This window comes from Micromonospora sp. NPDC005161 (assembly GCF_053599855.1).
Window position 1 is genome coordinate 26,957 of sequence record NZ_JBSFYQ010000025.1, and the last position, 21,083, is coordinate 48,039.

24 protein-coding genes and 1 riboswitch are annotated in these 21,083 nt (G+C 73.0%); of the genes, 6 read left to right on the top strand and 18 right to left on the bottom strand.

From position 1 onward, the window contains the following. Window positions 1-91: 91 nt before the first annotated feature. The 4 genes from ACWD5O_RS22785 to ACWD5O_RS22800 all read right to left on the bottom strand — a co-directional run bounded on the left by ACWD5O_RS22785 (window position 92) and on the right by ACWD5O_RS22800 (window position 3,136). Window positions 92-592, bottom strand: coding sequence for a DUF6328 family protein (locus tag ACWD5O_RS22785; RefSeq protein ID WP_450086491.1), 501 nt, complete (start codon window positions 590-592; stop codon window positions 92-94). 136 nt (window positions 593-728) lie between these two features. Next, a complete protein-coding gene (locus ACWD5O_RS22790) occupies window positions 729-1,478 on the bottom strand; it encodes an SIS domain-containing protein (RefSeq protein ID WP_354965569.1) in 750 nt (249 codons plus the stop codon). Continuing rightward, the gene (locus tag ACWD5O_RS22795; RefSeq protein ID WP_450086534.1) at window positions 1,475-2,275 is read right to left on the bottom strand and encodes an aminoglycoside N(3)-acetyltransferase; all 801 of its coding nucleotides are present in this window, start codon (window positions 2,273-2,275) and stop codon (window positions 1,475-1,477) included. The genes ACWD5O_RS22790 and ACWD5O_RS22795 overlap by 4 nt, the downstream gene beginning before the upstream one ends. 30 nt (window positions 2,276-2,305) lie before the next feature. Further along, on the bottom strand, window positions 2,306-3,136 hold the full coding sequence (locus ACWD5O_RS22800; RefSeq protein WP_354965570.1) for an alpha/beta fold hydrolase: 831 nt from the start codon (window positions 3,134-3,136) through the stop codon (window positions 2,306-2,308). Window positions 3,137-3,239: 103 nt separating this feature from the next. Next, window positions 3,240-3,344, top strand: a riboswitch (TPP riboswitch). A gap of 76 nt (window positions 3,345-3,420) precedes the next feature. Here ACWD5O_RS22800 and ACWD5O_RS22805 point away from each other — a divergent pair. From ACWD5O_RS22805 to ACWD5O_RS22815, 3 genes are all read left to right on the top strand, one after another. Further along, window positions 3,421-4,011, top strand: coding sequence for an ECF transporter S component (locus ACWD5O_RS22805; protein WP_450086492.1), 591 nt, complete (start codon window positions 3,421-3,423; stop codon window positions 4,009-4,011). Between the two features lie 111 nt (window positions 4,012-4,122). Beyond that, window positions 4,123-5,538: an ABC transporter ATP-binding protein gene (locus ACWD5O_RS22810; protein WP_450086493.1), complete on the top strand. Its 1,416-nt coding sequence runs from the start codon at window positions 4,123-4,125 to the stop codon at window positions 5,536-5,538. Window positions 5,539-5,549: 11 nt separating this feature from the next. Further along, entirely contained in the window at window positions 5,550-6,350 is an 801-nt protein-coding gene (locus tag ACWD5O_RS22815; RefSeq protein ID WP_354965657.1) for an energy-coupling factor transporter transmembrane component T family protein, read from the top strand. Between the two features lie 77 nt (window positions 6,351-6,427). On the opposite strand, the gene ACWD5O_RS22820 is transcribed toward ACWD5O_RS22815, so the two are convergent. Continuing rightward, on the bottom strand, window positions 6,428-6,829 hold the full coding sequence (locus ACWD5O_RS22820) for a hypothetical protein (RefSeq protein WP_450086494.1): 402 nt from the start codon (window positions 6,827-6,829) through the stop codon (window positions 6,428-6,430). 446 nt (window positions 6,830-7,275) lie between these two features. Between ACWD5O_RS22820 and gndA the strand changes: the two genes are divergently transcribed. Continuing rightward, a complete protein-coding gene (gene gndA / locus ACWD5O_RS22825) occupies window positions 7,276-8,718 on the top strand; it encodes an NADP-dependent phosphogluconate dehydrogenase (protein WP_450086495.1) in 1,443 nt (480 codons plus the stop codon). Window positions 8,719-8,761: 43 nt separating this feature from the next. On the opposite strand, the gene ACWD5O_RS22830 is transcribed toward gndA, so the two are convergent. From ACWD5O_RS22830 to recO, 5 genes are all read right to left on the bottom strand, one after another. Further along, the gene (locus ACWD5O_RS22830; RefSeq protein ID WP_354965575.1) at window positions 8,762-9,523 is read right to left on the bottom strand and encodes a pirin family protein; all 762 of its coding nucleotides are present in this window, start codon (window positions 9,521-9,523) and stop codon (window positions 8,762-8,764) included. Continuing rightward, window positions 9,520-9,720: a thioredoxin reductase gene (locus tag ACWD5O_RS22835; protein ID WP_354965576.1), complete on the bottom strand. Its 201-nt coding sequence runs from the start codon at window positions 9,718-9,720 to the stop codon at window positions 9,520-9,522. Before ACWD5O_RS22835 ends, ACWD5O_RS22830 begins: the two co-directional genes overlap by 4 nt. 207 nt (window positions 9,721-9,927) lie before the next feature. Next, window positions 9,928-10,113, bottom strand: coding sequence for a hypothetical protein (locus ACWD5O_RS22840; protein WP_450086496.1), 186 nt, complete (start codon window positions 10,111-10,113; stop codon window positions 9,928-9,930). Window positions 10,114-10,182: 69 nt separating this feature from the next. Next, window positions 10,183-10,983 carry an isoprenyl transferase gene (locus ACWD5O_RS22845; protein WP_354965658.1) on the bottom strand — a complete coding sequence of 267 codons (801 nt, stop codon included), beginning with the start codon at window positions 10,981-10,983 and terminating at the stop codon, window positions 10,183-10,185. An 8-nt stretch (window positions 10,984-10,991) separates the two neighbouring features. Then, the gene (gene recO, locus ACWD5O_RS22850; RefSeq protein WP_450086497.1) at window positions 10,992-11,867 is read right to left on the bottom strand and encodes a DNA repair protein RecO; all 876 of its coding nucleotides are present in this window, start codon (window positions 11,865-11,867) and stop codon (window positions 10,992-10,994) included. Between the two features lie 102 nt (window positions 11,868-11,969). Between recO and ACWD5O_RS22855 the strand changes: the two genes are divergently transcribed. Continuing rightward, window positions 11,970-12,779 carry a DUF4097 family beta strand repeat-containing protein gene (locus ACWD5O_RS22855; protein WP_450086498.1) on the top strand — a complete coding sequence of 270 codons (810 nt, stop codon included), beginning with the start codon at window positions 11,970-11,972 and terminating at the stop codon, window positions 12,777-12,779. Here ACWD5O_RS22855 and ACWD5O_RS22860 read toward each other — a convergent pair. The 8 genes from ACWD5O_RS22860 to ACWD5O_RS22895 all read right to left on the bottom strand — a co-directional run bounded on the left by ACWD5O_RS22860 (window position 12,766) and on the right by ACWD5O_RS22895 (window position 20,163). Beyond that, complete coding sequence (locus ACWD5O_RS22860) at window positions 12,766-13,887, bottom strand: acyltransferase family protein (RefSeq protein WP_450086499.1); 1,122 nt, start codon at window positions 13,885-13,887, stop codon at window positions 12,766-12,768. The genes ACWD5O_RS22855 and ACWD5O_RS22860 overlap by 14 nt on opposite strands. Before the next feature lie 168 nt (window positions 13,888-14,055). Further along, the gene (gene era / locus ACWD5O_RS22865) at window positions 14,056-14,952 is read right to left on the bottom strand and encodes a GTPase Era (protein WP_354965659.1); all 897 of its coding nucleotides are present in this window, start codon (window positions 14,950-14,952) and stop codon (window positions 14,056-14,058) included. Between the two features lie 5 nt (window positions 14,953-14,957). Then, window positions 14,958-15,344 carry a cytidine deaminase gene (locus tag ACWD5O_RS22870; RefSeq protein ID WP_354965581.1) on the bottom strand — a complete coding sequence of 129 codons (387 nt, stop codon included), beginning with the start codon at window positions 15,342-15,344 and terminating at the stop codon, window positions 14,958-14,960. Further along, on the bottom strand, window positions 15,337-16,758 hold the full coding sequence (locus ACWD5O_RS22875) for a hemolysin family protein (protein ID WP_387323966.1): 1,422 nt from the start codon (window positions 16,756-16,758) through the stop codon (window positions 15,337-15,339). Before ACWD5O_RS22875 ends, ACWD5O_RS22870 begins: the two co-directional genes overlap by 8 nt. Next, a complete protein-coding gene (gene ybeY, locus ACWD5O_RS22880) occupies window positions 16,734-17,207 on the bottom strand; it encodes an rRNA maturation RNase YbeY (RefSeq protein ID WP_210912337.1) in 474 nt (157 codons plus the stop codon). The genes ACWD5O_RS22875 and ybeY overlap by 25 nt, the downstream gene beginning before the upstream one ends. Before the next feature lie 15 nt (window positions 17,208-17,222). Then, window positions 17,223-18,278: a PhoH family protein gene (locus tag ACWD5O_RS22885; protein WP_354965583.1), complete on the bottom strand. Its 1,056-nt coding sequence runs from the start codon at window positions 18,276-18,278 to the stop codon at window positions 17,223-17,225. Window positions 18,279-18,409: 131 nt separating this feature from the next. Further along, window positions 18,410-19,807, bottom strand: coding sequence for a serine hydrolase domain-containing protein (locus ACWD5O_RS22890; RefSeq protein WP_354965584.1), 1,398 nt, complete (start codon window positions 19,805-19,807; stop codon window positions 18,410-18,412). Then, window positions 19,804-20,163 carry a histidine triad nucleotide-binding protein gene (locus tag ACWD5O_RS22895; protein ID WP_089019445.1) on the bottom strand — a complete coding sequence of 120 codons (360 nt, stop codon included), beginning with the start codon at window positions 20,161-20,163 and terminating at the stop codon, window positions 19,804-19,806. Before ACWD5O_RS22895 ends, ACWD5O_RS22890 begins: the two co-directional genes overlap by 4 nt. Before the next feature lie 62 nt (window positions 20,164-20,225). Here ACWD5O_RS22895 and ACWD5O_RS22900 point away from each other — a divergent pair, with 62 nt between their 5' ends. After that, window positions 20,226-20,987, top strand: coding sequence for an SDR family NAD(P)-dependent oxidoreductase (locus tag ACWD5O_RS22900; RefSeq protein WP_354965585.1), 762 nt, complete (start codon window positions 20,226-20,228; stop codon window positions 20,985-20,987). Window positions 20,988-21,083: the final 96 nt, after the last annotated feature.

Sequence of the window (21,083 nt, forward strand, 5' to 3'; positions counted from 1 at the left end):
CGTCGACGTGCGCGACTACCGTCACGCTACCCCCGGGTGTTACTCAGGGGTAGCGGTCCGTGAAGATCGAGTTCGATACCTGGCCCCGGCCTCAGCTGGCGAGGGTGCGCGGGTCGTCATCGTCGTCGTCGATGTCGTCGTCCCCCCAGCTGCGCCGGGAGAACGGCAGGACCACCCAGAACGCGAGGAACCAGAGCCCGGTCAGCGCGCTGAGCACGAACGCGATCGGCCGGTCCAGCACGAAGTCGGTGATCAGCAGCACCGCGCTGACCATGGAGATCAGCATGAAGGCGAGGCCGCCACCGGCCATCCGGTGCGCGAACCGGACCAGCTCCGGCTTACGCCCCTGCCGGAACAGCGCCCGGTGGAACGCCACCGGCGAGATGATCAGCGCGGTGGCGGCGGCCGCGGCGAGCAGCGCGACGACGTAGACGTCCCGCTGGAACTCGCTCGTGCTGGTGAACCCGTTGCTGAACGGCAGGGTGAGCAGGAAGGCGAAGAGGATCTGCACGCCGGTCTGGGCGACCCGCAACTCCTGCAACAGGTCGGCGAAGTTGCGCTGCCAACGCTGCTTCTCGGTCTCCTTGGACACGCGCTACCTCCGGTGCGACGGTACTGCCGGCGGTACGGGCCGCCGCCAGCAAGGCAAGTGCCCCACCCGGTCGAGCGCGAAACAGGTTCACGACACCCCGACCGCCGCCCGGGCACCGGCCCCTCCCAGACGAGCCTCAGGAGCCGCGCCGGATGCGGCCCGCGTACCGCGCCTCCAGCGCCGTGTTGTGGGCGTCGCCGTCCGGGATGTTCGCCGACAGGTAGACCGGAGGCCGCTCCCCCGCCGCCAGCAACCTGGCCACCACCTCCACGGTGACCTGCTGGGCCAGCAGCGCCGCCGTGATCGAGGAGACCGCGCCCACCGCGCCACCGCCGGGCAGCGGCAGCGTCGCGTCGCCGTACGGCGCGCCGTTGTCGAGCACCACGTCGGCGAGGTCCGCCAGCTTGCGCCCGGACGGGTGGCGGGAGGTCATCCGGCCGGAGTGCTGTGCGGAGGTGATCGCCACCAGCCCGTGGCCGTGCTGCTTGACCAGCGTGGCGAACTCCACCATCGCGCCGTTGACCCCGGAGTTCGAGGCGAGCACGAAGACGTCGGTGGGCCGCACCGGGGCCAGCTCGTACAGCCGGTGCGCCACCGCCGGGTCCCGCTCCAGCAGCGGGCCGAGCCGGTCGGCCGGTTCGCCGCCGAGCAGCACCAGGTCGCGCAGCGCGATCCGATTGGTCGGCACCAGACCGCCCGCCCGGCCGGCGATCTCCATCGCCAACGCCTCGGAGTGCCCGGTGCCGAAGGCGTGCACCACCCCGTCAGCGCGCACCGCGTCGGCGATCAGGTCAGCGGCCCGCCCCACCGCCGCCCGCTGACTCGCGGCCACCCGGCCGATCGTCTCGGTCACCACGGCCAGGTAGTCCTCGGCACTCACCGTCATGCGTCCTCCGTCGTCCGGTTGCTGGCGAGCCATTGCACTGCGAAGTCGACCGCCGCCCGCTGGCGCATCAACCTCCCGGTCCCGGTGCCGACCCGTCCGGTACGGACCGCCCCGGTCGCCTCCAGGTCCTGGCCCAGCGCGTCGAAGTCGGTCTCGTCGAGCCGTACGTCCTGCCACCACACCCATTCGCGGCCACCGTCGGCGGTGCGTACCGCCGCGCCCAACTGCTCGCCGGGTGGGGCCGGACGGCGGTACTCGGCCAGGTGCAGCGAGGTGTTCACCGCGTGGTCCACACCGAGCAGCAGCACGTGGGCGTCGAGGTCGTAGAGCCGGGCCAGCGGGGAGCCCTCACCGAGCATGTCGGCCCGGGTGTGCCCGGCCACCACCTGTTCGGCGGCCGGGCCGAGGGCGGCGAACGACACGTGGGGATGGGAGCTGCGCAGCGCTCCGGGCCAGCAGCGGACCGTCTCGGCGAACACGCCCATGAATCGGCTCGGGGTGACCGCCGGATCGAACCCGGGCATCTCGGCGCGGATCAGCGGCCACCAGTCCACCGGCACCGGCGGGTCGCGCCACTGCGCGGGGTCGCTGTTGTCCGGGGTGTGGGTGGGCACCACGATCGTGCCGTCCGGGCCGAGCGCGTCGCGCAGGGCGAGCACCAGCGCCTGCGGACCACCGCAGACGAAACCCAGCTGACGCAGCCCGGCGTGCACCAGCAGCGTCCCGCCGGGGCGTACGCCCAGCATGCGCAGTTGCGCGGCGATCGAGCGCCGGGTCCCCGGCCCGCAGGCGTCCATCGTCACGGTGTGCCTCCCGACCGCCATGGCTCAGGCCGTTCCGCTGGTTCGGGCCAGGATCGCCTCGGCCAGCGGGCCCGGCGCGGCGTCCGGGATCCAGTGGCTCACGCCGGGCAGCTCGACGAAGCGATAGTCCCCGGTGACGTTGGCGGCGCACGCCTCGGCGGCGGTCCGGCCGATGGCGATGTCCCGGTCGCTCCACACGTACGTGGTGGGCACCGCGACCGGGCCGACGCCGGCCAGGTCGGCGCGGGACATCGCCCGGTACCAGTTCAGCGCCGCGGTGAGCGCGCCCGGCTCGCGCATCGGGTCGGCGTAGTGGTCCACCCGGGACGCGTCGCCCACCCCGGTGAGCAACTTGCGCAGTGCGGTGGCGTTCCACGCCAGCAGCACCTTCTCCGCCTTGCCCGGCTTGCGGAACAACGCGATGTACGACGAGCGCGCCTTCTGCTGGCCGTCGGTGGCGAGCGCGTGCGCCATGGCTGCCGGATGTGGCACGGACACCGCGGTCAACGTACGGACCCGCTCGGGGTGCCGGGCGGCCAGCGCCCAGGCCACGATCGCACCCCAGTCGTGGCCGACCAGGTGGACGGCGTCCAGCCCGAGCGCGTCCAGCACCGCCACCGCGTCGGCGACCAGTTCGGGGATCCGGTAGTCCGGGACCGCCGCCGGCCGGGCGCCCGGCGAGTAGCCCCGCTGGTCCAGCGCGTACGTGCGCAGCCCGGCTGTGTGCAGCGCCGTGGCGGCCTCGTCCCACTCGCCGGAGTGCTGGGGGAAGCCGTGCAAAAGCAGGACGGGCGCGCCGTCCGGCGGACCACCGGCGCGTACGTCGAACCTGAGACCCCGTGCGTCAACCCGCATGATCGTCAGCCTACCCAGCCGAAGTCTCCTGAACCGGACCCTGCGGCGGGACGCCCTGCTGGGCCGGTACCCCTGGTCGGTGCTAGCGTCAGCGAGACAACTTCACATCCGACAGGGGAGCGCACAGCGCTGAGAGTGCGGGCACGCCCGCAGACCCTCGAACCTGATCTGGGTAATGCCAGCGCAGGGAGTTCGGTCGACCTCCAGCCGCGCCGCCGTCCGGTGCCACCGGGCGCGCGGCGTGCGTCTTCTCCTGGTTCGCAGTCAGAACTGGGAGCATTCACATGAACCACAGCGACACCAACCGCTGGCGCACCATCGACATCGTGGTCGCCTCGGTGATCGCGGTCGCCTTCGGCGTCATCTTCTGGGCCTGGGGCCTGGTCTGGAGCGCCACCGAGGGGGCGTTCGCCTTCTTCCCGCCGGCACAGACGCTGATCTACGGCGTCTGGCTGATGCCGGCCGTGGTGGGCGGCCTGGTCATCCGCAAGCCCGGCGCCGCGCTCTACTGCGAGACGGTCGCCGCAGTCCTCTCCGCGCTGCTGGGCAGCCAGTGGGCCGGCACGGTGATCCCGCAGGGCATCGTGCAGGGCCTCGGCGCCGAGTTGGCCTTCGCGGCCTTCCGGTACCGCTCGTTCCGGCTGCCGACCGCGGCGCTGGCCGGCGCGCTGACCGGGCTCAGCGCCGCGCTGTTCGACTTCTTCGTCTGGAACGCCGAGTACGAGCTGGTCGACTACCGCATCCCGTACGCGCTGCTCACCATCGTCAGCGCCACCGTGATCGCCGGCGTCGGCGGTTGGGTCCTCACCCGCGCCCTTGCCGACACCGGCGTCCTGGACCGCTTCCCGGTCGCCCGCGACCGCGCCGCCATCTGACCCCCACGTCTTCCCGTTGATCAAGAGGTTTGCGTCAACAAGGGGCGGCGAACTGACGTAAACCTCTTGATCAACGACGTGAGAGCGGCCCGGGCGGGGGAAGGAGGTGTGGTGAGCGGGGTCCAGCTACGGGGGTTCGGGTGGCGGCACGCCGGGCGGCTCGCATGGGCCATACGCGGTGTGGACCTGCGGGTCGAGGCTGGCGAGCGGGTGTTGTTGCTCGGCCCGTCGGGGGCCGGCAAGAGCACGCTGCTCAGCGCGCTGGCCGGGCTGCTGCCGGAGGACTCCGGCGAGCAGGAGGGCACCGTCGAGATCGACGGGCTCGACCCACGCAAGGGTCGGGAACGGGTCGGCATCGTCTTCCAGGACCCGGAGACCCAGCTGATGATGGCCCGTAGCGGCGACGACGTCGCCTTCGGGCTGGAGAACCGGGGCGTGCCGACGGACGCGATCTGGCCCCGGGTGGACGAGGCGCTGCGCCGGGTCGGCTTCCCGTACGACCGGGACCGGCCCACCGCCGCGCTCTCGGGCGGCGAGCAGCAACGCCTCGCCCTCGCCGGCGCGCTGGCCCTGCGCCCCGGCCTGCTGCTGCTCGACGAACCGACCGCCAACCTCGACCCGGCCGGGGCAGACCTCGTCCGGCGGGCGGTGGCCGGCGCGCTGGAGGCCGACACCACGCTGGTCCTGGTCGAGCACCGGGTCGCCGAGGCGCTCCCGCTGGTCGACCGGGTGGTCGTCCTGGAGCCCGGCGGCGGGGTCCGCGCGGACGGTCCGCCCGCGGCGGTCTTCGCCGCGCACGGCGCCGCCCTCGCCGCCGAGGGCGTCTGGGTGCCGGGTCATCCCGTGGCCATCCGGCGGGCGACCGCCGCCCCCGGCGAGCTGCTGCTCACCGCCGACCGGCTCGGCCTGCCGCCCCGGCTGGCCCCCACCGACCTGGCGGTACGCGCCGGCGAGGCGCTCGCCGTGCGCGGGCCGAACGGGGCCGGCAAGTCGACTCTCGCGCTGCTGCTCGGTGGGCTGCTCCGGCCGGGTGCCGGCCGGGTCACCGCGTCCGCCGAACTGGCCGGGCCGGACCACCGCACCGCCCCGCACCGGTGGCGGGCGCCCGCGCTGGCGCGACGGATCGGGTCGGTGTTCCAGGACCCTGAGCACCAGTTCGTCACCAGCACCGTCTTCGACGAGCTGGCGCTCGGCCCGCGCCGGACCGGCCAGCCCGAGGCGGCCGTCAAGGAGACCGTGGCGGGGCTGCTGGACCGGCTGCGGCTGACCCGGCTCGCCGCGGCCAACCCGTACACCCTCTCCGGTGGGGAGGCCCGGCGGTTGAGCGTGGCGACCGCCCTGGCCACCGCGCCCCGCCTGCTGATCTGCGACGAACCCACCTTCGGTCAGGACCGGCGGACCTGGCGGGAGCTGGTCGACCTCTTCGCCGATCTCCGCGACGCCGGGCACGGCGTGGTCACCGTGACCCACGACCCGGACTTCGTCGCCGCGCTCGCCGACCGCACCGTCACCCTGGAGCGATCGTGACCGGCCGCTCGATGATCAGCATCGAGCCGGTCGCCGCGCCCGGTGCACCGCTGGCCCGCCGTAACCCGGTGGCGAAGGTCGCCGCCGCGCTGGTCTTCTCGTTCACCCTGCTGGCCACCCTGGACCCGGTGGCCCCGGCGATCGCCATCGCCGTCGAACTCGCCGTGCTGCCGCTGTTCGGCATCCGTTACGGGGTGCTGGCCCGGCGGGCCTGGCCGCTGCTGGTCAGCGCCGTCGGCATCCTGGTCACCCTGGTGCTCTTCGCCTCCGACCGGTCCGGTCGGGTCCTGCTGGACGCGGGGCCGGTGCTGGTGACCACCGGAGTGCTGCTCACCGCGCTCGGCCTGATCCTGCGGGTGCTCGCGGTCGCACTGCCCGGCGTCATCGTCTTCGCCACCACCGACCCCACCGACCTGGCGGACGCGCTGATCCAGAACGCGAAGGCGCCGGCCCGGTTCGCCATCGGGGCACTGGCCGCGTTCCGGCTGGTGCCGCTGCTCGGTCAGGAGTGGCAGATGATCAGCATGGCCCGGCGGGCGCGGGGCGTCGACGCCGGACGTAACCCGGCGGCGAAGCTGCGGCTGTTCGCCTCGACCGGGTTCGCGCTGCTGGTCGGGGCGATCCGTCGGGGCACCCGACTGGCCGTGGCGATGGACGCCCGCGGTTTCGACGCCGGCACCCCGCGCACCGTGGCCCGCCGTCAGCCCTTCGGCCTCGCCGACGGACTGCTCATCGCCGGAGCGGTCGCGCTGGCCGGCGCGGCCCTGACGGTGAGCGTGCTGCTCGGCACCTTCCGCCCCCTGCTGGGCTGAGGCTCCCCCACGATCCTGCGGTTGCCGCCCCCGCTGCTGCGGAGGCGGCAACCGCGATTCTCGCGGGGCGGGGCCGGTCAGCTGCGGCGGAAGGCGTAGCGGCGTGGTTGACCGGCTCGCTGGCTCTTGCCACCGGCGGAGCGGGCCGCCCCGGGCAGCGGCGGGCCGGCCTTGGGCGCCGCCGACCGCCCGGCCACCGACGACGCGTCGACCACCGGGGGAACGTCCAGCGCCGCCGGCACGTCGACCACCACGGGCACGTCGATCGCCGCCGGCACCTCGACGGCCGGTGGCACCCCGACCGGCCGGGCCGGCTCGACCGGTATCGCCGGCAGGGCCGACTTGACCGGCAGGGCCGGCAGGTCGGACCGGGTCGACACGGCCGGAAGCGGGCCGCGGCCGGCCGCCGGCTCGGTGCCGGGCGGCGTCGGTGCGGGAGTACGGGACGACTTCTTCTTCGGGTTGCGCCTGGCAGGCATCCGGGCCTCCTTCGTGCCGACCCGTTCCCGCGTTCCGCGGTCGGTCGGCTCGGCTGGTGACCGTCGCACCGCGACGGTCGAGAGGGAAGGGACTGCTCACCGGGGTCGGGCAGGGCCAGCACCGCCGCACGGCGGGTGGGGATGCGGGACGCCCGGGAGTCGCACGGACCGCGGCGCGGGGCGGCGGGCCGGCTCGGAAATGGGGCGTCAGTTACGCATGCCCGCACGCTATCCCGTGGGCGGGCACCGGCGCATCCGTTTTCCCCGACAGCATCGGCGGCCTGCTGACCGACGCGCTCAATACGAAGGTGACCGCGTGGAGAATCGGCTGGTCCGGGGCCGAACGCCACCGGCCGGTGACTGGCTGTCGACGAGGCGGCCCGCTCCGCCGCGCACCGCGATACGGTCGCAGCACGGCAGTACGACGGTGAGAGGTGGCGGCACGGATGGCTGAGCAGGCGACGGCGCAGATCGGCGTGACGGGGCTGGCGGTGATGGGCCGCAACCTGGCCCGCAACCTGGCCCGCAACGGCTTCACCGTGGCGGTGCACAACCGTTCGCCGGAGCGCACCCGCAGCCTGGTCGCCGAGCACGGCGACGAGGGCACGTTCGTGCCCGGCGAGTCGATGGCCGACTTCGTGGCGTCGCTGGAACGGCCCCGCGCGGTGATCGTGATGGTCAAGGCGGGCGCCCCCACCGACGCGGTGATCGACGAGCTGGTGCCCCTGCTGGAGGAGGGCGACATCGTCGTCGACTGCGGCAACGCCCACTTCGCCGACACCCGCCGCCGCGAGGAGGCGTTGCGCGGGTCCGGGCTGCACTTCGTGGGCACCGGCGTCTCCGGCGGCGAGGAGGGCGCGCTGCTCGGGCCGAGCATCATGCCGGGCGGTTCGGTCGAGTCGTACGCCAAGCTCGGCCCGATGTTCGAGAAGATCTCCGCCCACGTGGACGGGGTGCCGTGCTGCATGCACGTCGGGCCGGATGGCGCCGGGCACTTCGTCAAGATGGTGCACAACGGCATCGAGTACGCCGACATGCAGCTCATCGCCGAGGCGTACGACCTGCTCCGGGCTGGCCTGGGCGCGGAGCCGGCGGAGATCGCGGAGATCTTCCGTGACTGGAACAGCGGCGAGCTGGAGTCCTTCCTCATCGAGATCACCGCCGACGTGCTGGCGCACCGCGACGCCGCCACCGGCCAGCCCTTCGTGGACGTGGTGCAGGACCGGGCCGAGCAGAAGGGCACCGGGCGGTGGACGGTGCAGAGCGCGCTGGACCTGGGCGTGCCGATCACCGGGATCGCCGAGGCGACCTTCGCCCGCTCGCTCTCCGGGCACGTCGACCAGCGCGATGCGGCCCATCGGGCGTTCCCGGACGCCGGCGAGAAGTGGCAGGTGGCCGGCCGGGAGGCGTTCATCGAGGACGTCCGGCGCGCGCTGCTCGCCTCGAAGATAGTCGCGTACGCGCAGGGCTTCGACCACATCCGCGCCGGGAGCCAGGAGTACGACTGGGACATCGACCTCGGAGGCACGGCGACCATCTGGCGGGGCGGCTGCATCATCCGCGCCCGCTTCCTGAACCGGATCCGTGAGGCGTACGACAAGCAGCCCGACCTGCCCACGCTGCTGGTGGCGCCGTACTTCGCCGACGCGGTCGCGGCCGGCGTGCCGAGCTGGCGGCGGGTGGTGGCCGACGCGGTCCGGGCCGGGGTGCCGACGCCGGCGTTCTCGTCGTCGCTGGCGTACTTCGACGCCATGCGCGCCGAGCGCCTGCCAGCCGCGCTGATCCAGGGTCTGCGGGACAACTTCGGCGCGCACACCTACCAGCGCGTCGACCGCGAGGGCTCGTTCCACACCACCTGGGCGGGAGACCGCACCGAGTCCCCGGCCTGACGGCCCGCCGCCTGGCCCCTCTCCCCGACGTCGGGTGCGGGGGTCAGGCGATGGTGGCGTGCATCTCCCAGACGAGGATCTCGGCCGGCTCGTCGGCGGTGACCCGACGGCCGCCGGTCATCGTGAGCCGGGCCGCGTCACCGGTGTCGAGCGGGCCGCTGCCCTCCAGGTTCACCGTGCCGTTGGGCACGTACAGGTGCACGAAGGGCGCGTCCGGGAGGGTGACCTCGTCGCCGGGGGCGAGTCGGGCGGCGTGCAGGGTGGCGTACCGGTTGCGGATCCGGATCGCGGATGCCCCGTCGTAGCGTTCCATTCCGGAGGCGACCGGCACGAGGCCGCCGCGCAGCAGCTCGTCCTCGATCTCCAGCTGCTCGTAGCCGGGGTCGACGCCCTCCTCGTCGGGGAGCACCCACATCTGCACGAAGTGCACCGGGTCGCTGTGCGGCTCCTGGTTGTTCAGCCGCCAGGCGTCGTTCTTCTCCGAGTGCAGGATGCCGGTGCCGGCGCTCATCCGCTGGGCCAGCCCCGGGTAGATCACCCCGGAGTGCCCGGTGGAGTCCTGGTGCACGAGGGACCCACGCAGCACCCAGGTGACGATCTCCATGTCCTGATGCGGGTGGGTCTCGAAGCCGGCGCCCGGGCGGACCACGTCGTCGTTGTTGACCAGCAGCAGCCCGTGGTGGGTGTTGGCCGGGTCGTAGTGCCGGGAGAACGAGAAGGAGTGCTTGGAATCCAGCCAGGAGATCCGGGTGGCGAAGCGGTCCTCGGCCCGGCGTACGTCGACCGCTGGGGCGGACGCGGTCACCAGGCACGCTGCCCGGTGTCGGCGGACGACGGCGCCCAGGTCAGGGCCGGGTCCCCGGTGGCCAGCTCGGCGATCTCGCCGGTACGCAGCTGCGGAGTGTGGCCGAACTCGGCGCAGTGCTGCTCGGCGATCTCCGCGCAGATCTCGGCCACCTGCTCGCAGATCGGGTCACCCAGATCGGCCGCGTTCAACGCCATGATCATCTTGTACCGGAGATCCCGCACATCCCACCCCCGACCGCCGCAACCCCACCACTCTCGGACCCTACCCGCCCGCACCCGCCACAACTCCAAAACCACGACCCCCGCGGCCCCGCCGCGCCCACCGTGGGTGAGGGCGGGCCGGGGCGGGGATGCGGCGGTGCCGCTCGCACGGATGTGGGAGCGGCACCGGGTGGTTCGGGCTTACCAGAATCGGCGGCGCTTGGCCTTCTGGGGGCGCATGAAGTCCGCGCCCTTGGTCAGCAGCCGGGTCGCCCCGGAGGGACCACGCCGGTCCTCCAGGGTGTGGCTGAGTCGGCGGGCGCCGGCCGCGGCCAACGGCACCGCGATCGCCATCACCGCCCACTGTGCGATGCGCTTCTGGATCATGTGGGTTCACCTCCGTCAGTGGCTCCTGACACCGGTGGTACCCAGGGTGACGTGCCGGTAAGCCTCGGCTCAGCCCACTGGGGCGACCGGGTTGGGCAGCGCGCCGCCGAACCGCCGGTCGCGCTGGGCGTACAGCTCGCACGCGTACCAGAGGTGACGGCGGTCGAAGTCCGGCCAGAGCGTGTCCAGGAAGACCAGCTCGGCGTACGCGGTCTGCCAGAGCAGGAAGTTGGAGATGCGCTCCTCCCCGGAGGGACGCAGGAACAGGTCCACCTCCGGGATCTCCGGGTGGTAGAGGTACTTCGCCACGGTCTTCTCGGTGACCTTCGCCGGGTCCAGTCGGCCGGCCGCCACGTCGCGGGCGATCGCGGCGGCGGCGTCGCCGATCTCCGCCTGCCCGCCGTAGTTGACGCAGAACTGCAGAGTCAGCGTCGAGTTGCCGCGGGACATCTCCTCGGCGGTCTGCAACTCGGAGATGACGCTCTTCCACAACCGCCCGGGCCGGCCCGACCAGACCACCCGGACGCCGAGATCGACCATCTGGTCGCGGCGGCGGCGGATGACGTCCCGGTTGAACCCCATCAGGAACCGGACCTCGTCCGGCGAGCGCCGCCAGTTCTCGGTGGAGAACGCGTACGCCGACAGGTAGGGAATGCCCATCTCGATGGCGCCCTCGATGGTGTCGAAGAGGCTGTGCTCCCCCGCCTCGTGACCCTTGGTGCGGGGCAGCCCGCGCTCCTTGGCCCACCGGCCGTTGCCGTCCATCACCACGGCGACGTGCTTCGGCACCGCCTCGGTGGGCAACGCCGGCGGCCGGGCGCCCGACGGGTGCGGTGTCGGCGGCACCGGCTCACGCCGGCCGGCCCTCATCGATCGGATCACTCGGCTCTCTCCCTGCTCGCACCGTCCGCCCCGGCCTCCACGTCGCCGCGCGGCCGGAGCGTCGCGGCCCCCGCGCCGCCCGGCGGCGGGACCGCGCCGGCCGCCGAGGGACCCCGGTCGACCAGCGGCAGCGAGCGTAGCGCGCGTTCCAGGTGCCACTGCACGTGAGCCGCCACCAGCCCACTGCACTCCCGGCGTACGCCGGCCTCGGTGGCGTCGGCGATCACCCAGTCGCCGGTGGTCAGCGCGGACATCAGGTCGATGGTGGCCGGCGCGGGATGGGCCGCGCCGGGCGGCCGGCAATCCGGGCACACCGCGCCGCCGGCCGGCACGGAGAACGCCCGGTGCCGCCCCGGTGTGCCGCAGACCGCGCACGCGATCAGCGCCGGCGCCCAGCCCGCGAGGGCCATCCCGCGCAGCAGGTACGCGTCGAGCACCAGGGTGGTGGCGTGCTCGCCCCGGGACAGCGCCTTCAACGCGCCCACGGTGAGCTGGAACAGGCGCAGCGACGGCTCCCGCTCCACCGGGGTCAGCCGCTCGGCGGTCTCGGCGATCGCGCTGGCCGCCGTGTAGCGGGGATAGTCCCCGAGGAACCGCTTGCCGTACAGGTCGATGCCCTCGACCTGGCTGACGGTGTGCAGCGAGCTGCCCAGGTTGCCCTTCGGGTCGCCGGCGAGCTGAAGATCGACGTGGCCGAACGGCTCCAGCCGGGCACCGAACTTGCTGGTGGTGCGACGGATCCCCCGGGCGACCGCGCGCAGCCGGCCGTGCCGGCGGGTCAGCAGGGTGATGATCCGGTCGGACTCGCCGAGCTTCTGCACGCGCAGCACCACCGCGTCGTCGCGGTAGAGCTGTCGGCGGTACCCGGCCATCGGACCATTCTCCCTCGGGGTGTGAAATCAGGGTCGGCTCGGGGTGGATGCGCGGAGGAACCCCGATGCGTCGGGCCGGTGACCGGCCGTAGCGTGCTCGCCATGGCAATGCACCAGACCACCGCCGACCTCCGCCGTCGCGCCGCCGCCCCCATCGCGCTGGGGCTGACCACCGCCCTCATCCTGCTCGCCGGGTGCGACAACCTGTCCTTCCGCCGGCTCGACTACGACAACACCGAGACGGTGAAGATCACCACGATCCGGGTGCAGGGGGGCTCTGGCGATGTGGTGGTCCGGGGCACCGGCCCGGCCGGGCAGGCGCGGATCAAGCGGGTGGTGCGCTACCAGGGCGGCGAACCGGACAACGCAAGGTACGAGATCGAGGGCAGCGAGCTGGTGCTGGACACCGACTGCGGCTCGCGGTGCAGCATCTCCTACGAGGTGACCGTGCCGGAGGGTGTGGCCGTGCAGGGCGAGGTCGGCTCCGGCAACGTCGAGCTGAGCCGGGTCGGCACGGTCGAACTGCGGCTGGGCTCGGGCGACGTACGGGTCGCCGACGCCTCCGGCGCGCTCGGGGTGGAGACCCGTTCCGGCAACATCGACGTGAGCGAGACCAGCGCGGCCGTACGGCTGCGTGCCACGTCCGGGGACATCACCGCACGTCGACTGGGTGGCACGGTCGACGCCGAGGCCAGCTCCGGCAATGTCATCGTCGAGCTGGAGACGCCCGCCTCGGCCCGCGCGCACGCCTCCAGCGGGGACGTCACCCTGCTGGTGCCGGCGGGCAGCTACCGGGTCCGCTCCAACGCCGGATCCGGTGACGAGCGGATCACCGTCGCCGACAACCCGGCCGCGTCCCTGGTGCTCGACGGTTCGGCCGGCAGCGGCAACGTCACGATCAGCGAGCGCTGACCTCGGCGGTGGCCGCGTCCCCGGCCACCCGCTGGGCCGGCACCACCGCTCGTCCGGTGGTCTCCCCGGCCGGCCCGGCTCCGGACCGGACCGCCGGGTCGGCGGGACGCGACCGGCGGCCGGGCACCAGCTCCGGCGGTCGGCGGGCGGCGATGTCCTCGACCCAGCCGACGGCCAGGGTGACCAGCCCCACCAGCGCGAAGACCAGCAGCACCCGGACGGCCAGTCCCAGCGGGTCCTGGTGGGACCAGCCGACCACGTCCACCAGCGGGGTGAGCGCCACCACGAACGGCATGTGCCAGAGGTAGACGGTGAGCGCCCGCCGGTTGACCACGGTCACCGCCCGGTCGGCCAGCCGGCTACGGCCCAGCCAGGCGATCCCCGCCGGCGCCCGACCCAGCACGATCAGGACGAACGCGGCGGACCAGAGGGCGTTGCCGAGGTGGTTGTCGTTGAGGTCGTACCCCCGTGGGCCCGGATGCGCGACGATCCAGGCCCCGCCGCCCACCGCGAGCGTCAGCGCCAGCGGGTAGACCAGCCGGCCGGCCAGGCGGCGCAGCATCCCGGCGTGGTGGGCGAAGCCGAGCAGCCACGCGCCGAAGTAGAGCCCGAACTCGCGCAGCACCGGCGGCGCCGGGTAGATCCCCGCCTCGATCGTCACCAGCAGGAGGTACGGGGCGAGCAGAGTGGGCAGCGGGGCGCGCCGGAACAGCCAGAACGCGACCGGTGAGGCGAGCACGAACCAGAGGTAGTCGCGCAGGTACCAGATGACGCTCAGCGCCAGGGCGCCCCAGTGATTGGCCGGTGGATCGGCGACCGGGAACAGCCACAGCAGCAGCCGGAACGACGCCGGCAGCCCGGTGAGCAGCATGGCCGGCACGAAGATCACCGCCACCACCCACAGCGACGGCAGCAACCGGCGCAGCCGGCGGCCGACCGCCGCCGGTCCGGAGCGGGTCAGCGAGGCGGCCATCAACGAGCCGGCCAGCGCGAACATCACGGACATGGCCGGGAAGACGAGAGTGAGGGTCGCCCACCCGGTGACGTGGTAGACGACCACCCGGACGATGGCGAGGAAACGGAGCAGATCGAGGTATCTGTTGCGCATCAGCCTGCATCTGGGTCGGGGACGCCGGGCGTACCTCCCCTACCCTTCGCGGCCGCCGCGCCAAACGGCCGGCACCCCGATCAAACGTGACATTGCCCCTCAGCCCGACCGAAGATGATCATCGCGCCCCGGTCCGACCGGAATGCCCGGCCGGACCGGTGGGGTCGGTCAGAAGCCCAGCTTGCGCAGCTGCTTCGGGTCGCGCTGCCAGTCCTTCGCGACACGCACGTGCAGGTCCAGGTAGACCCGACCGCCGAGCAACTCCTCGATCTGCCGGCGGGCGGTGGTGCCGACCTCCTTGAGCCGGCTCGCCTTGTGACCGAGAACGATGGCCTTCTGACTGGGCCGTTCCACGTACAGGTCGGCGTAGATCTTCATGACCTGGCCCTCGGGGATCATCTCCTCCACCACCACGGCGATGGAGTGTGGCAGCTCGTCACGGACCCCCTCCAGGGCGGCCTCGCGGATCAGCTCCGCGACCAGCACCTGCTCGGGATCGTCGGTGAGCATGTCGTCCGGGTAGAGCTGCGGTGACGGCGGCAGGTAGCTGGTCATCACGTCGACCAGCGTGTCCACCTGGTGCCCGGAGACCGCGCTCACCGGCACGATCTCGGCGAACTCCCCCATCTGGCTCACCGCGAGCAGCTGCTCCGCCAGGCGACGCTTGTCGACCAGGTCGGTCTTGGTGACCACCGCCAGCACGGTCGCCTTCAACTCGGCCAGCTCGCCGGTGATGAACCGGTCGCCCCGGCCGACCGGCTCGTTGGCCGGAATGCACAGGCCGATCACGTCGACCTCGGTCCACGTCGATCGGACCAGGTCGTTGAGGCGCTCGCCGAGCAGCGTACGGGGGCGGTGCAGGCCCGGCGTGTCGACCAGGACCAGCTGCGATTCGGGCCGGTGCAGCACGGCCCGGATGACGTGACGGGTGGTCTGCGGCTTGTTCGAGGTGATCGCGATCTTGGTGCCGATGATGGCGTTGGTCAGCGTGGACTTGCCGGCGTTGGGCCGGCCGACGAAGCAGCCGAACCCGGCCCGGTACGGGCGACCGTCCGGATCCTGCACGGGGGTCACTGGGTCACCGTGCCGAGCACGGTGCCGTCCGGCGCCGCCAGATGGATCGGCGCGTCCACGGCGAGGTCACGCACCGCCGCATGCCCGGCGCCGTCCAGCGTCGACGCCTCGGTCACCACCACCGCCGCCTCCAGCCGGCTCGCCCCGGCCGCCACGGCCGAGGCCACCGCCAGTTGCAACGCCGTGAGGGTCAGCGAGGGCAGCGCGACGCTGGCCGCCGCGTACGTCCGGCCATCCTGGTCCCGGACCGCGGCGCCCTCGACGGCACCGACCCGCCCACGGGCTCCGCGGGCCAGGACGACAAGCTTGCCGTCCTCGGCGCTCAGCGGGGCCGGCGCGGTGGGGGTGGGCCGGGCGGCGGGCGCGGCGGATGTGTCAGGCATCGGCGGGTTGCCTCTCCTCGTCTCGATAGTGGTCCTGGCCGTCCCCGGGGCCGGCGTGCTCGCCACGCCCCGCGGTGTCCTGCTCATCGCCCGGTTCCACCCGGCTGACCAGAACGGTGTCTATGCGGTTGCGCCGGCCGGTGGTGCCCTCGGCGACCAGCCGGAGGCCGGCCACCTCGGCCTGCGCTCCGGGGATCGGCACCCGCCCCAGCGACTGGGCGAGCAGGCCCCCGACCGTCTCCACCTCATCGGTGGGCAGGTCCGTGTCGAACAGCTCGCCCAGATTCTCCACCGGCAGGCGGGCGGTGACCCGCACCGAGGAGTCCGCCAGGCGTTCGACCGGCGGGCGTTCGACATCGTACTCGTCGGTGATCTCGCCGACGATCTCCTCCAGGATGTCCTCGATCGTGACCAGGCCGCCGGTGCCGCCGTACTCGTCGACGACGATGACCAGGTGGTTGCGGGCGGCCTGCATCTCCGACAGCAGGTCGTCGACCGGCTTGGACTCCGGCACGAAGGTGGCCGGACGCATCAACTCGGCCACCGGCAACTGCTCAGCGTCCGGGTCACCGCCCCGGGACCGCCGGATCAGGTCCTTGAGGTAGAGCACACCCAGCACGTCGTCGACGCTCTCGCCGATCACCGGAATACGGGAGAAACCGGACCGCAGGAACAGCGCCAGCGCCTGTTCGAGGGTCTTGCCCTCCTCGATCCACACCATCTCGGTACGCGGCACCATCACCTCACGCGCGATGGTGTCGCCGAGCGCGAAGACCGAGTGGATCATCTGCCGCTCGCCGTGCTCGACCACGCCGCGCTGCTCGGCCAGGTCGACCAGCTCGCGCAGCTCCACCTGGGTGGCGAACGGACCCTCCCGGAAGCCGCGCCCCGGGGTGACCGCGTTGCCGATGAGGATGAGCAGCGACGCGAGCGGGTTGAGCGCCCGGCCCAGCCAGCGGACCAGCGGCGCCACCGCCCGCCCCACGGCGTACGCGTGCTGCCGGCCGATGGTGCGCGGGGCGACCCCGACCACCACGAAGCTCACCACGGTCATCGCGCCGGCGGTGACCAGCGCGGCCCGCCAGCCGGCGCCGAAGGTGTCCACCGCGACCAGTGCCACCAGCGTGGTGGCGGTCAACTCGGCGAGCAGCCGCAACAGCAGGAGCAGGTTGAGGTGCCGGACCACGTCGGCGGCGACGGTCTGGAGGGTACGGGCGCCACGCACGCCGTCCCGGGCCAGCTCGGCGGCCCGGGCCGGGGAAACCGCAGCGAGCGCCGCCTCGGTCATCGCAATCAGGCCGGCCAGCACCACCAGGCCGGCCGCGAAGACGATCAGTTGCAGGTCGGGCAGGCCGGCCGTGGGGCCGACCGCCAGTAGCGGAGTGGGCATCACTGGGTGCGGGTCGACCGCCAGCTCGCCAGCAGTCGGGCCTGGAGCGCGAACATCTCCCGCTCCTCCTCCGGCTCGGCGTGGTCGTAACCGAGCAGGTGCAGCACCCCGTGCACGGTGAGCAGGTGCAGCTCGTCGGCCGGAGCGTGCCCGGCGGTCGCCGCCTGCTTGGCCGCCACCTCGGGGCAGAGCACGATGTCGCCGAGCAGGGCCGGCTCGCCGCCGGACGGGGCACTCTCGCCCGGGCCGTGGTCGACGCTGCCCTCGTCCATGGGGAACGCGAGCACGTCGGTCGGGCCTTCGCCACCCATCCAGCGGTGGTTCAGCTCGGTCATGTAGTCGATGTCGACCAGCAGCACGGACAGCTCGGCGAGAGGGTTGACCCCCATCTCGTCGAGAGCGTGCCGGGCGACGGCGAGCACGGCGTCGGTGTCGACCTCGACACCGGACTCGTTGGCGATCTCGATGGACAACTGCTTTCCTCTGCTTTAACGGCGGCGGCCGGCACGGCCGCCCTGGGCGGGTCGCCCGGGCACCGCGTGGACGCCCTGCGCCTGCTGGGTCTCCCGCTCATCCCAGCGGGCGTACGCGTCGACGATCTGCCCGACCAGCTGGTGGCGGACCACGTCGGAGCTGGACAACTGGGCGAAGTGCACGTCCTCGACGTTCTCCAGGATCTCCCGGACCACCCGCAGACCGCTGGTCGTGCCGCCGGGAAGGTCCACCTGGGTGACGTCACCGGTGACGACGATCTTGGAATTGAAGCCGAGCCGGGTCAGGAACATCTTCATCTGCTCGGGCGTGGTGTTCTGCGCCTCGTCCAGGATGATGAACGCGTCGTTGAGCGTCCGGCCGCGCATGTACGCCAGCGGGGCGACCTCGATCGTGCCCGCGGCCATCAGCTTCGGGATCGACTCGGGGTCGAGCATGTCGTGCAGCGCGTCGTAGAGCGGGCGCAGGTACGGGTCGATCTTCTCGTTCAGCGTGCCGGGCAGGAAGCCCAGTCGCTCACCCGCCTCGACCGCCGGCCGGGTCAGGATGATCCGGTTGACCTGCTTGGCCTGCAACGCCTGGACGGCCTTCGCCATCGCCAGGTAGGTCTTGCCGGTGCCGGCCGGGCCGATGCCGAAGACGATGGTGTGCGAGTCGATCGCGTCGACGTACCGCTTCTGCCCGAGGGTCTTGGGGCGGATGGTGCGTCCGCGCCGGGAGAGGATGTTGAGCGTCAGGACCTCGGCGGGCCGTTCGGCGCTGCCCTGCTCGAGCATGCCGACGGTACGCCGAACCGCGTCAGTGGTCAGGGTCTCGCCTTTCTCGATGAGTTCGAGCAGCTCAGTGAAGACCCGCTCGGCGAGGGCGTTGTCCGCGGGCGCACCGGTGATGGTGATCTCGTTGCCACGCACGTGCACGTCACTGGTGACCGAGCGTTCGACGAGTCGCAGGATCTCGTCACCTGCGCCGAGCAGATTGACCATGATCTTCGAGTCGGGCACGGTGATCCTGGTCTGCACCCGGGGCGGGCCGGGAGGTGGGGTGCCAGTCATAGGTCGGGCCGAAGGGCCCTGCGCACCTGCTCTCGATCTCTCCGCCGGCCCTGCTGGCACGGCGTGCGGACGTTACCCCCATCGTATCCGTTCAACGCGGCCCGCATCGCGTCCATTTCCGCTGGCCGCGATCAGCTCCCGGCCCGGAAGTCGTACCGGTCGAAGGTCTCCTGGTGGCGGGTGAAGCGGTACGTCGCCCAGTGCATGCGGACCACGGCGCCCGACTCGTCCCGGGTCAGCCTCAGCAGCTCGCCGGCCTCCCGACCGGAGACCGTGCGGAACACGTCCGGCCGGTCCGGCAGCGGGGTGAAGACCGCCGGTGGGCGTCCCGCCGGGTCGCCGGCCCCACGCGCCTGCAGCGTGCCGTCGTGCCAGGAGAAGACGTACTCGAAACCCTCGCCCCACCAGCGACCGAGCAGACCCCGCAGTGCGGCCGGAGCGGGTGCGCCGGGCCGCCACGGCTCGATCTCGGCCGGGTCGTGCTCGACCGCCGCGGCGAGCAGCCGGTGCGGCAGGTCGAACAGCTCCGCCGCCGTGCCGGAGGAGCCGAGCACCGCGGCGCCCATCGCGCCCGCCGTGCCGTCGCCGCCCCTTCTGCCGTACGCCGCGGCCAGGAAACCGGGCATGGCCCCGTCGTGCCCCACGTGCACCACCCGCTCGCCCTGCGGCACCAGGATCAACCCGAGCCCGAAGCCGGCCCCCCAGAGCGTCTCGTCGGTGGTGGTCACCGGCCAGCGCATCTCGTCCAGCGTGGCGGGGGCGAGCACCGCGCCGGCCGGGTCCAACGCGGCCGGGTCGGCGAGGAACGCCGCCCAGCGGGCCATGTCCGTCGCGGTGCTCCAGAGCTGGGCGGCCGGGCCGACCGCGCCGAAGTCGGTCGGCGGCTCCGGGTGCGCCTCGTCGGAGTACGCGTCGACGAGGAACCCGGTGGCCGCCGCAGGCCCGGGCGTCACGGTGGTGTCGGTCAGCCCCAGCGGCGTCAGCACCCGCTCGGCGAGCACCTCGGCCCAACTGCCGCCGCGCAGCCGGGCGACCAGCTGGCCGAGCACGGCCAGGCCAAGGTTCGAGTAGTGGAATCGGCGGGCCGGCGGCAGCACGCGCTCGGCCCGGTCCAGCTCGGCCACCAACTGCCCGGCGTCCGGCGCGCGCAGGCTGTCCCAGACGTCGCCGAACGGCTCGCGTTGCAGACCACCGGTGTGCGACAGCAGTCGGCGGACGGTCAGCTCACCGTGCGCGGGCAGGTCCAGGTGCCGGCCCACCGGGTCGTCCAGGTCCAGCAGCCCGTCGTCGCGGCACTGGAGGGTGAGCACCGCGGTGAAGGTCTTGGTGACCGAGCCGATCCGGAACTGGGTGCGTGGCCCCAACGGGCTGTCGGTGCCGGTGCCGCCGACGGTGCAGCTCCACAGCGGACGGTCGGCCCGGTGCAGCGCCGCCGACACCGCCGGCACCCGGGCGTCGGCCTGCACCCGGCGGACCAGCCGGCCCAGCCGCTCGTCCACGACTCGGGTCGACGCCGCCTCGGTGCTCACGCCAGGTCCCGGGCGAGCATCGGGCCGAGCGGCGCGCCACCGAGCAGGTGCGCGTGCGCGTGGAACACCTCCTGGCCGCCGTACGCGCCGGTATTGAACATCAACCGGAAGCCGTCGCCGAGCAGCCCCTCGTCCTCGGCGACCGCGGCGGCCGTGGCCAACACCTCCCCGGCCAGCGCCGGGTCACCCTGGGCGAGGGTGGCGATGTCGGCGTAGTGCTCCTTCGGAATCACCAGGACGTGCACCGGCGCCTTCGGGCCGATGTCCCGGAAAGCGAGCGTGGTGGCGGTCTCCCGGACCACGGTGGCCGGGATCTCCCCGGCGACGATGCGGCAGAACAGGCAATCGGATCCCATCGGGGCAGTCTAAGGAAGGGTCCCGTCCCGACATCCGCGGCGGCTACGGCAGGATGTCCGGCGTGACGAATCGGGCGGTACTGGTGACCGGGGCCTCGCGCGGGATCGGCCGGGCGGTGGCGACGGCGTTCGCGGCCGGCGGCGACCGGGTGGCCATCCACCATCGCGACTCCGCGGACGCCGCTGAAGAGCTACGCGCCCAACTGCCCGGCGCGGGGCACGTGGTGGTCCGCGCCGACCTCACCGACCCGGACGAGGTCCGGGCCATGGTGGACCGGGCCGCCGAACTGCTGGGCGGCCTGGACGTGCTGGTCAACAACGCCGGGGTGTACGGCGACCGGGACGACCCGCACCCGATCTTCGGCGCCTCCTACGAGCAGTGGCAGAAGCGCTGGCGGCAGGTGCTCGAGACCAACCTGACCGGCGCCGGCAACGTCACCTGGTGCGCCGCCCAGCACATGCGGGAGCGCGGCGGGCGGATCGTCAACGTCTCATCCCGGGGTGCGTTCCGGGGCGAGCCGTCGCAGCCGGCGTACGGCGCCAGCAAGGCGGGGCTGAACGCGCTGGGCCAGTCCCTCGCGGTGGCGCTCGCGCCGTACGGCATCGCCGTCGCCACCGTCGCGCCGGGCTTCGTGGCGACCGACATGACCACCGAGCACCTGCGCGGTGAGCCGGGCGCGGCGATCCGGGCGCAGAGCCCGTTCGACCGGGTGGCCCGGCCGGAGGAGATCGCCGCTGCGGTGCACTGGCTGGCCTCGCCCCAGGCCGAGTGGGCGTCCGGCACCATCGTCGACCTCAACGGCGCCTCCTACCTGCGCAGCTGACCGCCGGTTCCGCGATCGAGCCGGACCCGCCGGTTGTCGAGTCGCCCGACCTGCTCATCGCGCCTTTGCTCTGCTTCAACGGGCGCAACACCCGAC

Excerpts from the sequence above, each read along its gene's own strand:
- ACWD5O_RS22790 (WP_354965569.1), bottom strand. The coding sequence starts at position 1,478 with ATGACGGTGAGTGCCGAGGACTACCTGGCCGTGGTGACCGAGACGATC.
- ACWD5O_RS22800 (WP_354965570.1), bottom strand. The coding sequence starts at position 3,136 with ATGCGGGTTGACGCACGGGGTCTCAGGTTCGACGTACGCGCCGGTGGT.
- ACWD5O_RS22870 (WP_354965581.1), bottom strand. The coding sequence starts at position 15,344 with ATGCCTGACACATCCGCCGCGCCCGCCGCCCGGCCCACCCCCACCGCG.
- ACWD5O_RS22840 (WP_450086496.1), bottom strand. The coding sequence starts at position 10,113 with ATGATCCAGAAGCGCATCGCACAGTGGGCGGTGATGGCGATCGCGGTG.
- ACWD5O_RS22805 (WP_450086492.1), top strand. The coding sequence starts at position 3,421 with ATGAACCACAGCGACACCAACCGCTGGCGCACCATCGACATCGTGGTC.
- ACWD5O_RS22815 (WP_354965657.1), top strand. The coding sequence starts at position 5,550 with ATGATCAGCATCGAGCCGGTCGCCGCGCCCGGTGCACCGCTGGCCCGC.
- ACWD5O_RS22885 (WP_354965583.1), bottom strand. The coding sequence starts at position 18,278 with ATGACTGGCACCCCACCTCCCGGCCCGCCCCGGGTGCAGACCAGGATC.
- recO (WP_450086497.1), bottom strand. The coding sequence starts at position 11,867 with ATGGCCGGGTACCGCCGACAGCTCTACCGCGACGACGCGGTGGTGCTG.
- ACWD5O_RS22820 (WP_450086494.1), bottom strand. The coding sequence starts at position 6,829 with ATGCCTGCCAGGCGCAACCCGAAGAAGAAGTCGTCCCGTACTCCCGCA.
- ACWD5O_RS22845 (WP_354965658.1), bottom strand. The coding sequence starts at position 10,983 with ATGAGGGCCGGCCGGCGTGAGCCGGTGCCGCCGACACCGCACCCGTCG.
- gndA (WP_450086495.1), top strand. The coding sequence starts at position 7,276 with ATGGCTGAGCAGGCGACGGCGCAGATCGGCGTGACGGGGCTGGCGGTG.
- ACWD5O_RS22855 (WP_450086498.1), top strand. The coding sequence starts at position 11,970 with ATGGCAATGCACCAGACCACCGCCGACCTCCGCCGTCGCGCCGCCGCC.
- ACWD5O_RS22795 (WP_450086534.1), bottom strand. The coding sequence starts at position 2,275 with ATGGACGCCTGCGGGCCGGGGACCCGGCGCTCGATCGCCGCGCAACTG.
- ACWD5O_RS22860 (WP_450086499.1), bottom strand. The coding sequence starts at position 13,887 with ATGCGCAACAGATACCTCGATCTGCTCCGTTTCCTCGCCATCGTCCGG.
- ACWD5O_RS22895 (WP_089019445.1), bottom strand. The coding sequence starts at position 20,163 with ATGGGATCCGATTGCCTGTTCTGCCGCATCGTCGCCGGGGAGATCCCG.
- ACWD5O_RS22835 (WP_354965576.1), bottom strand. The coding sequence starts at position 9,720 with ATGGCGTTGAACGCGGCCGATCTGGGTGACCCGATCTGCGAGCAGGTG.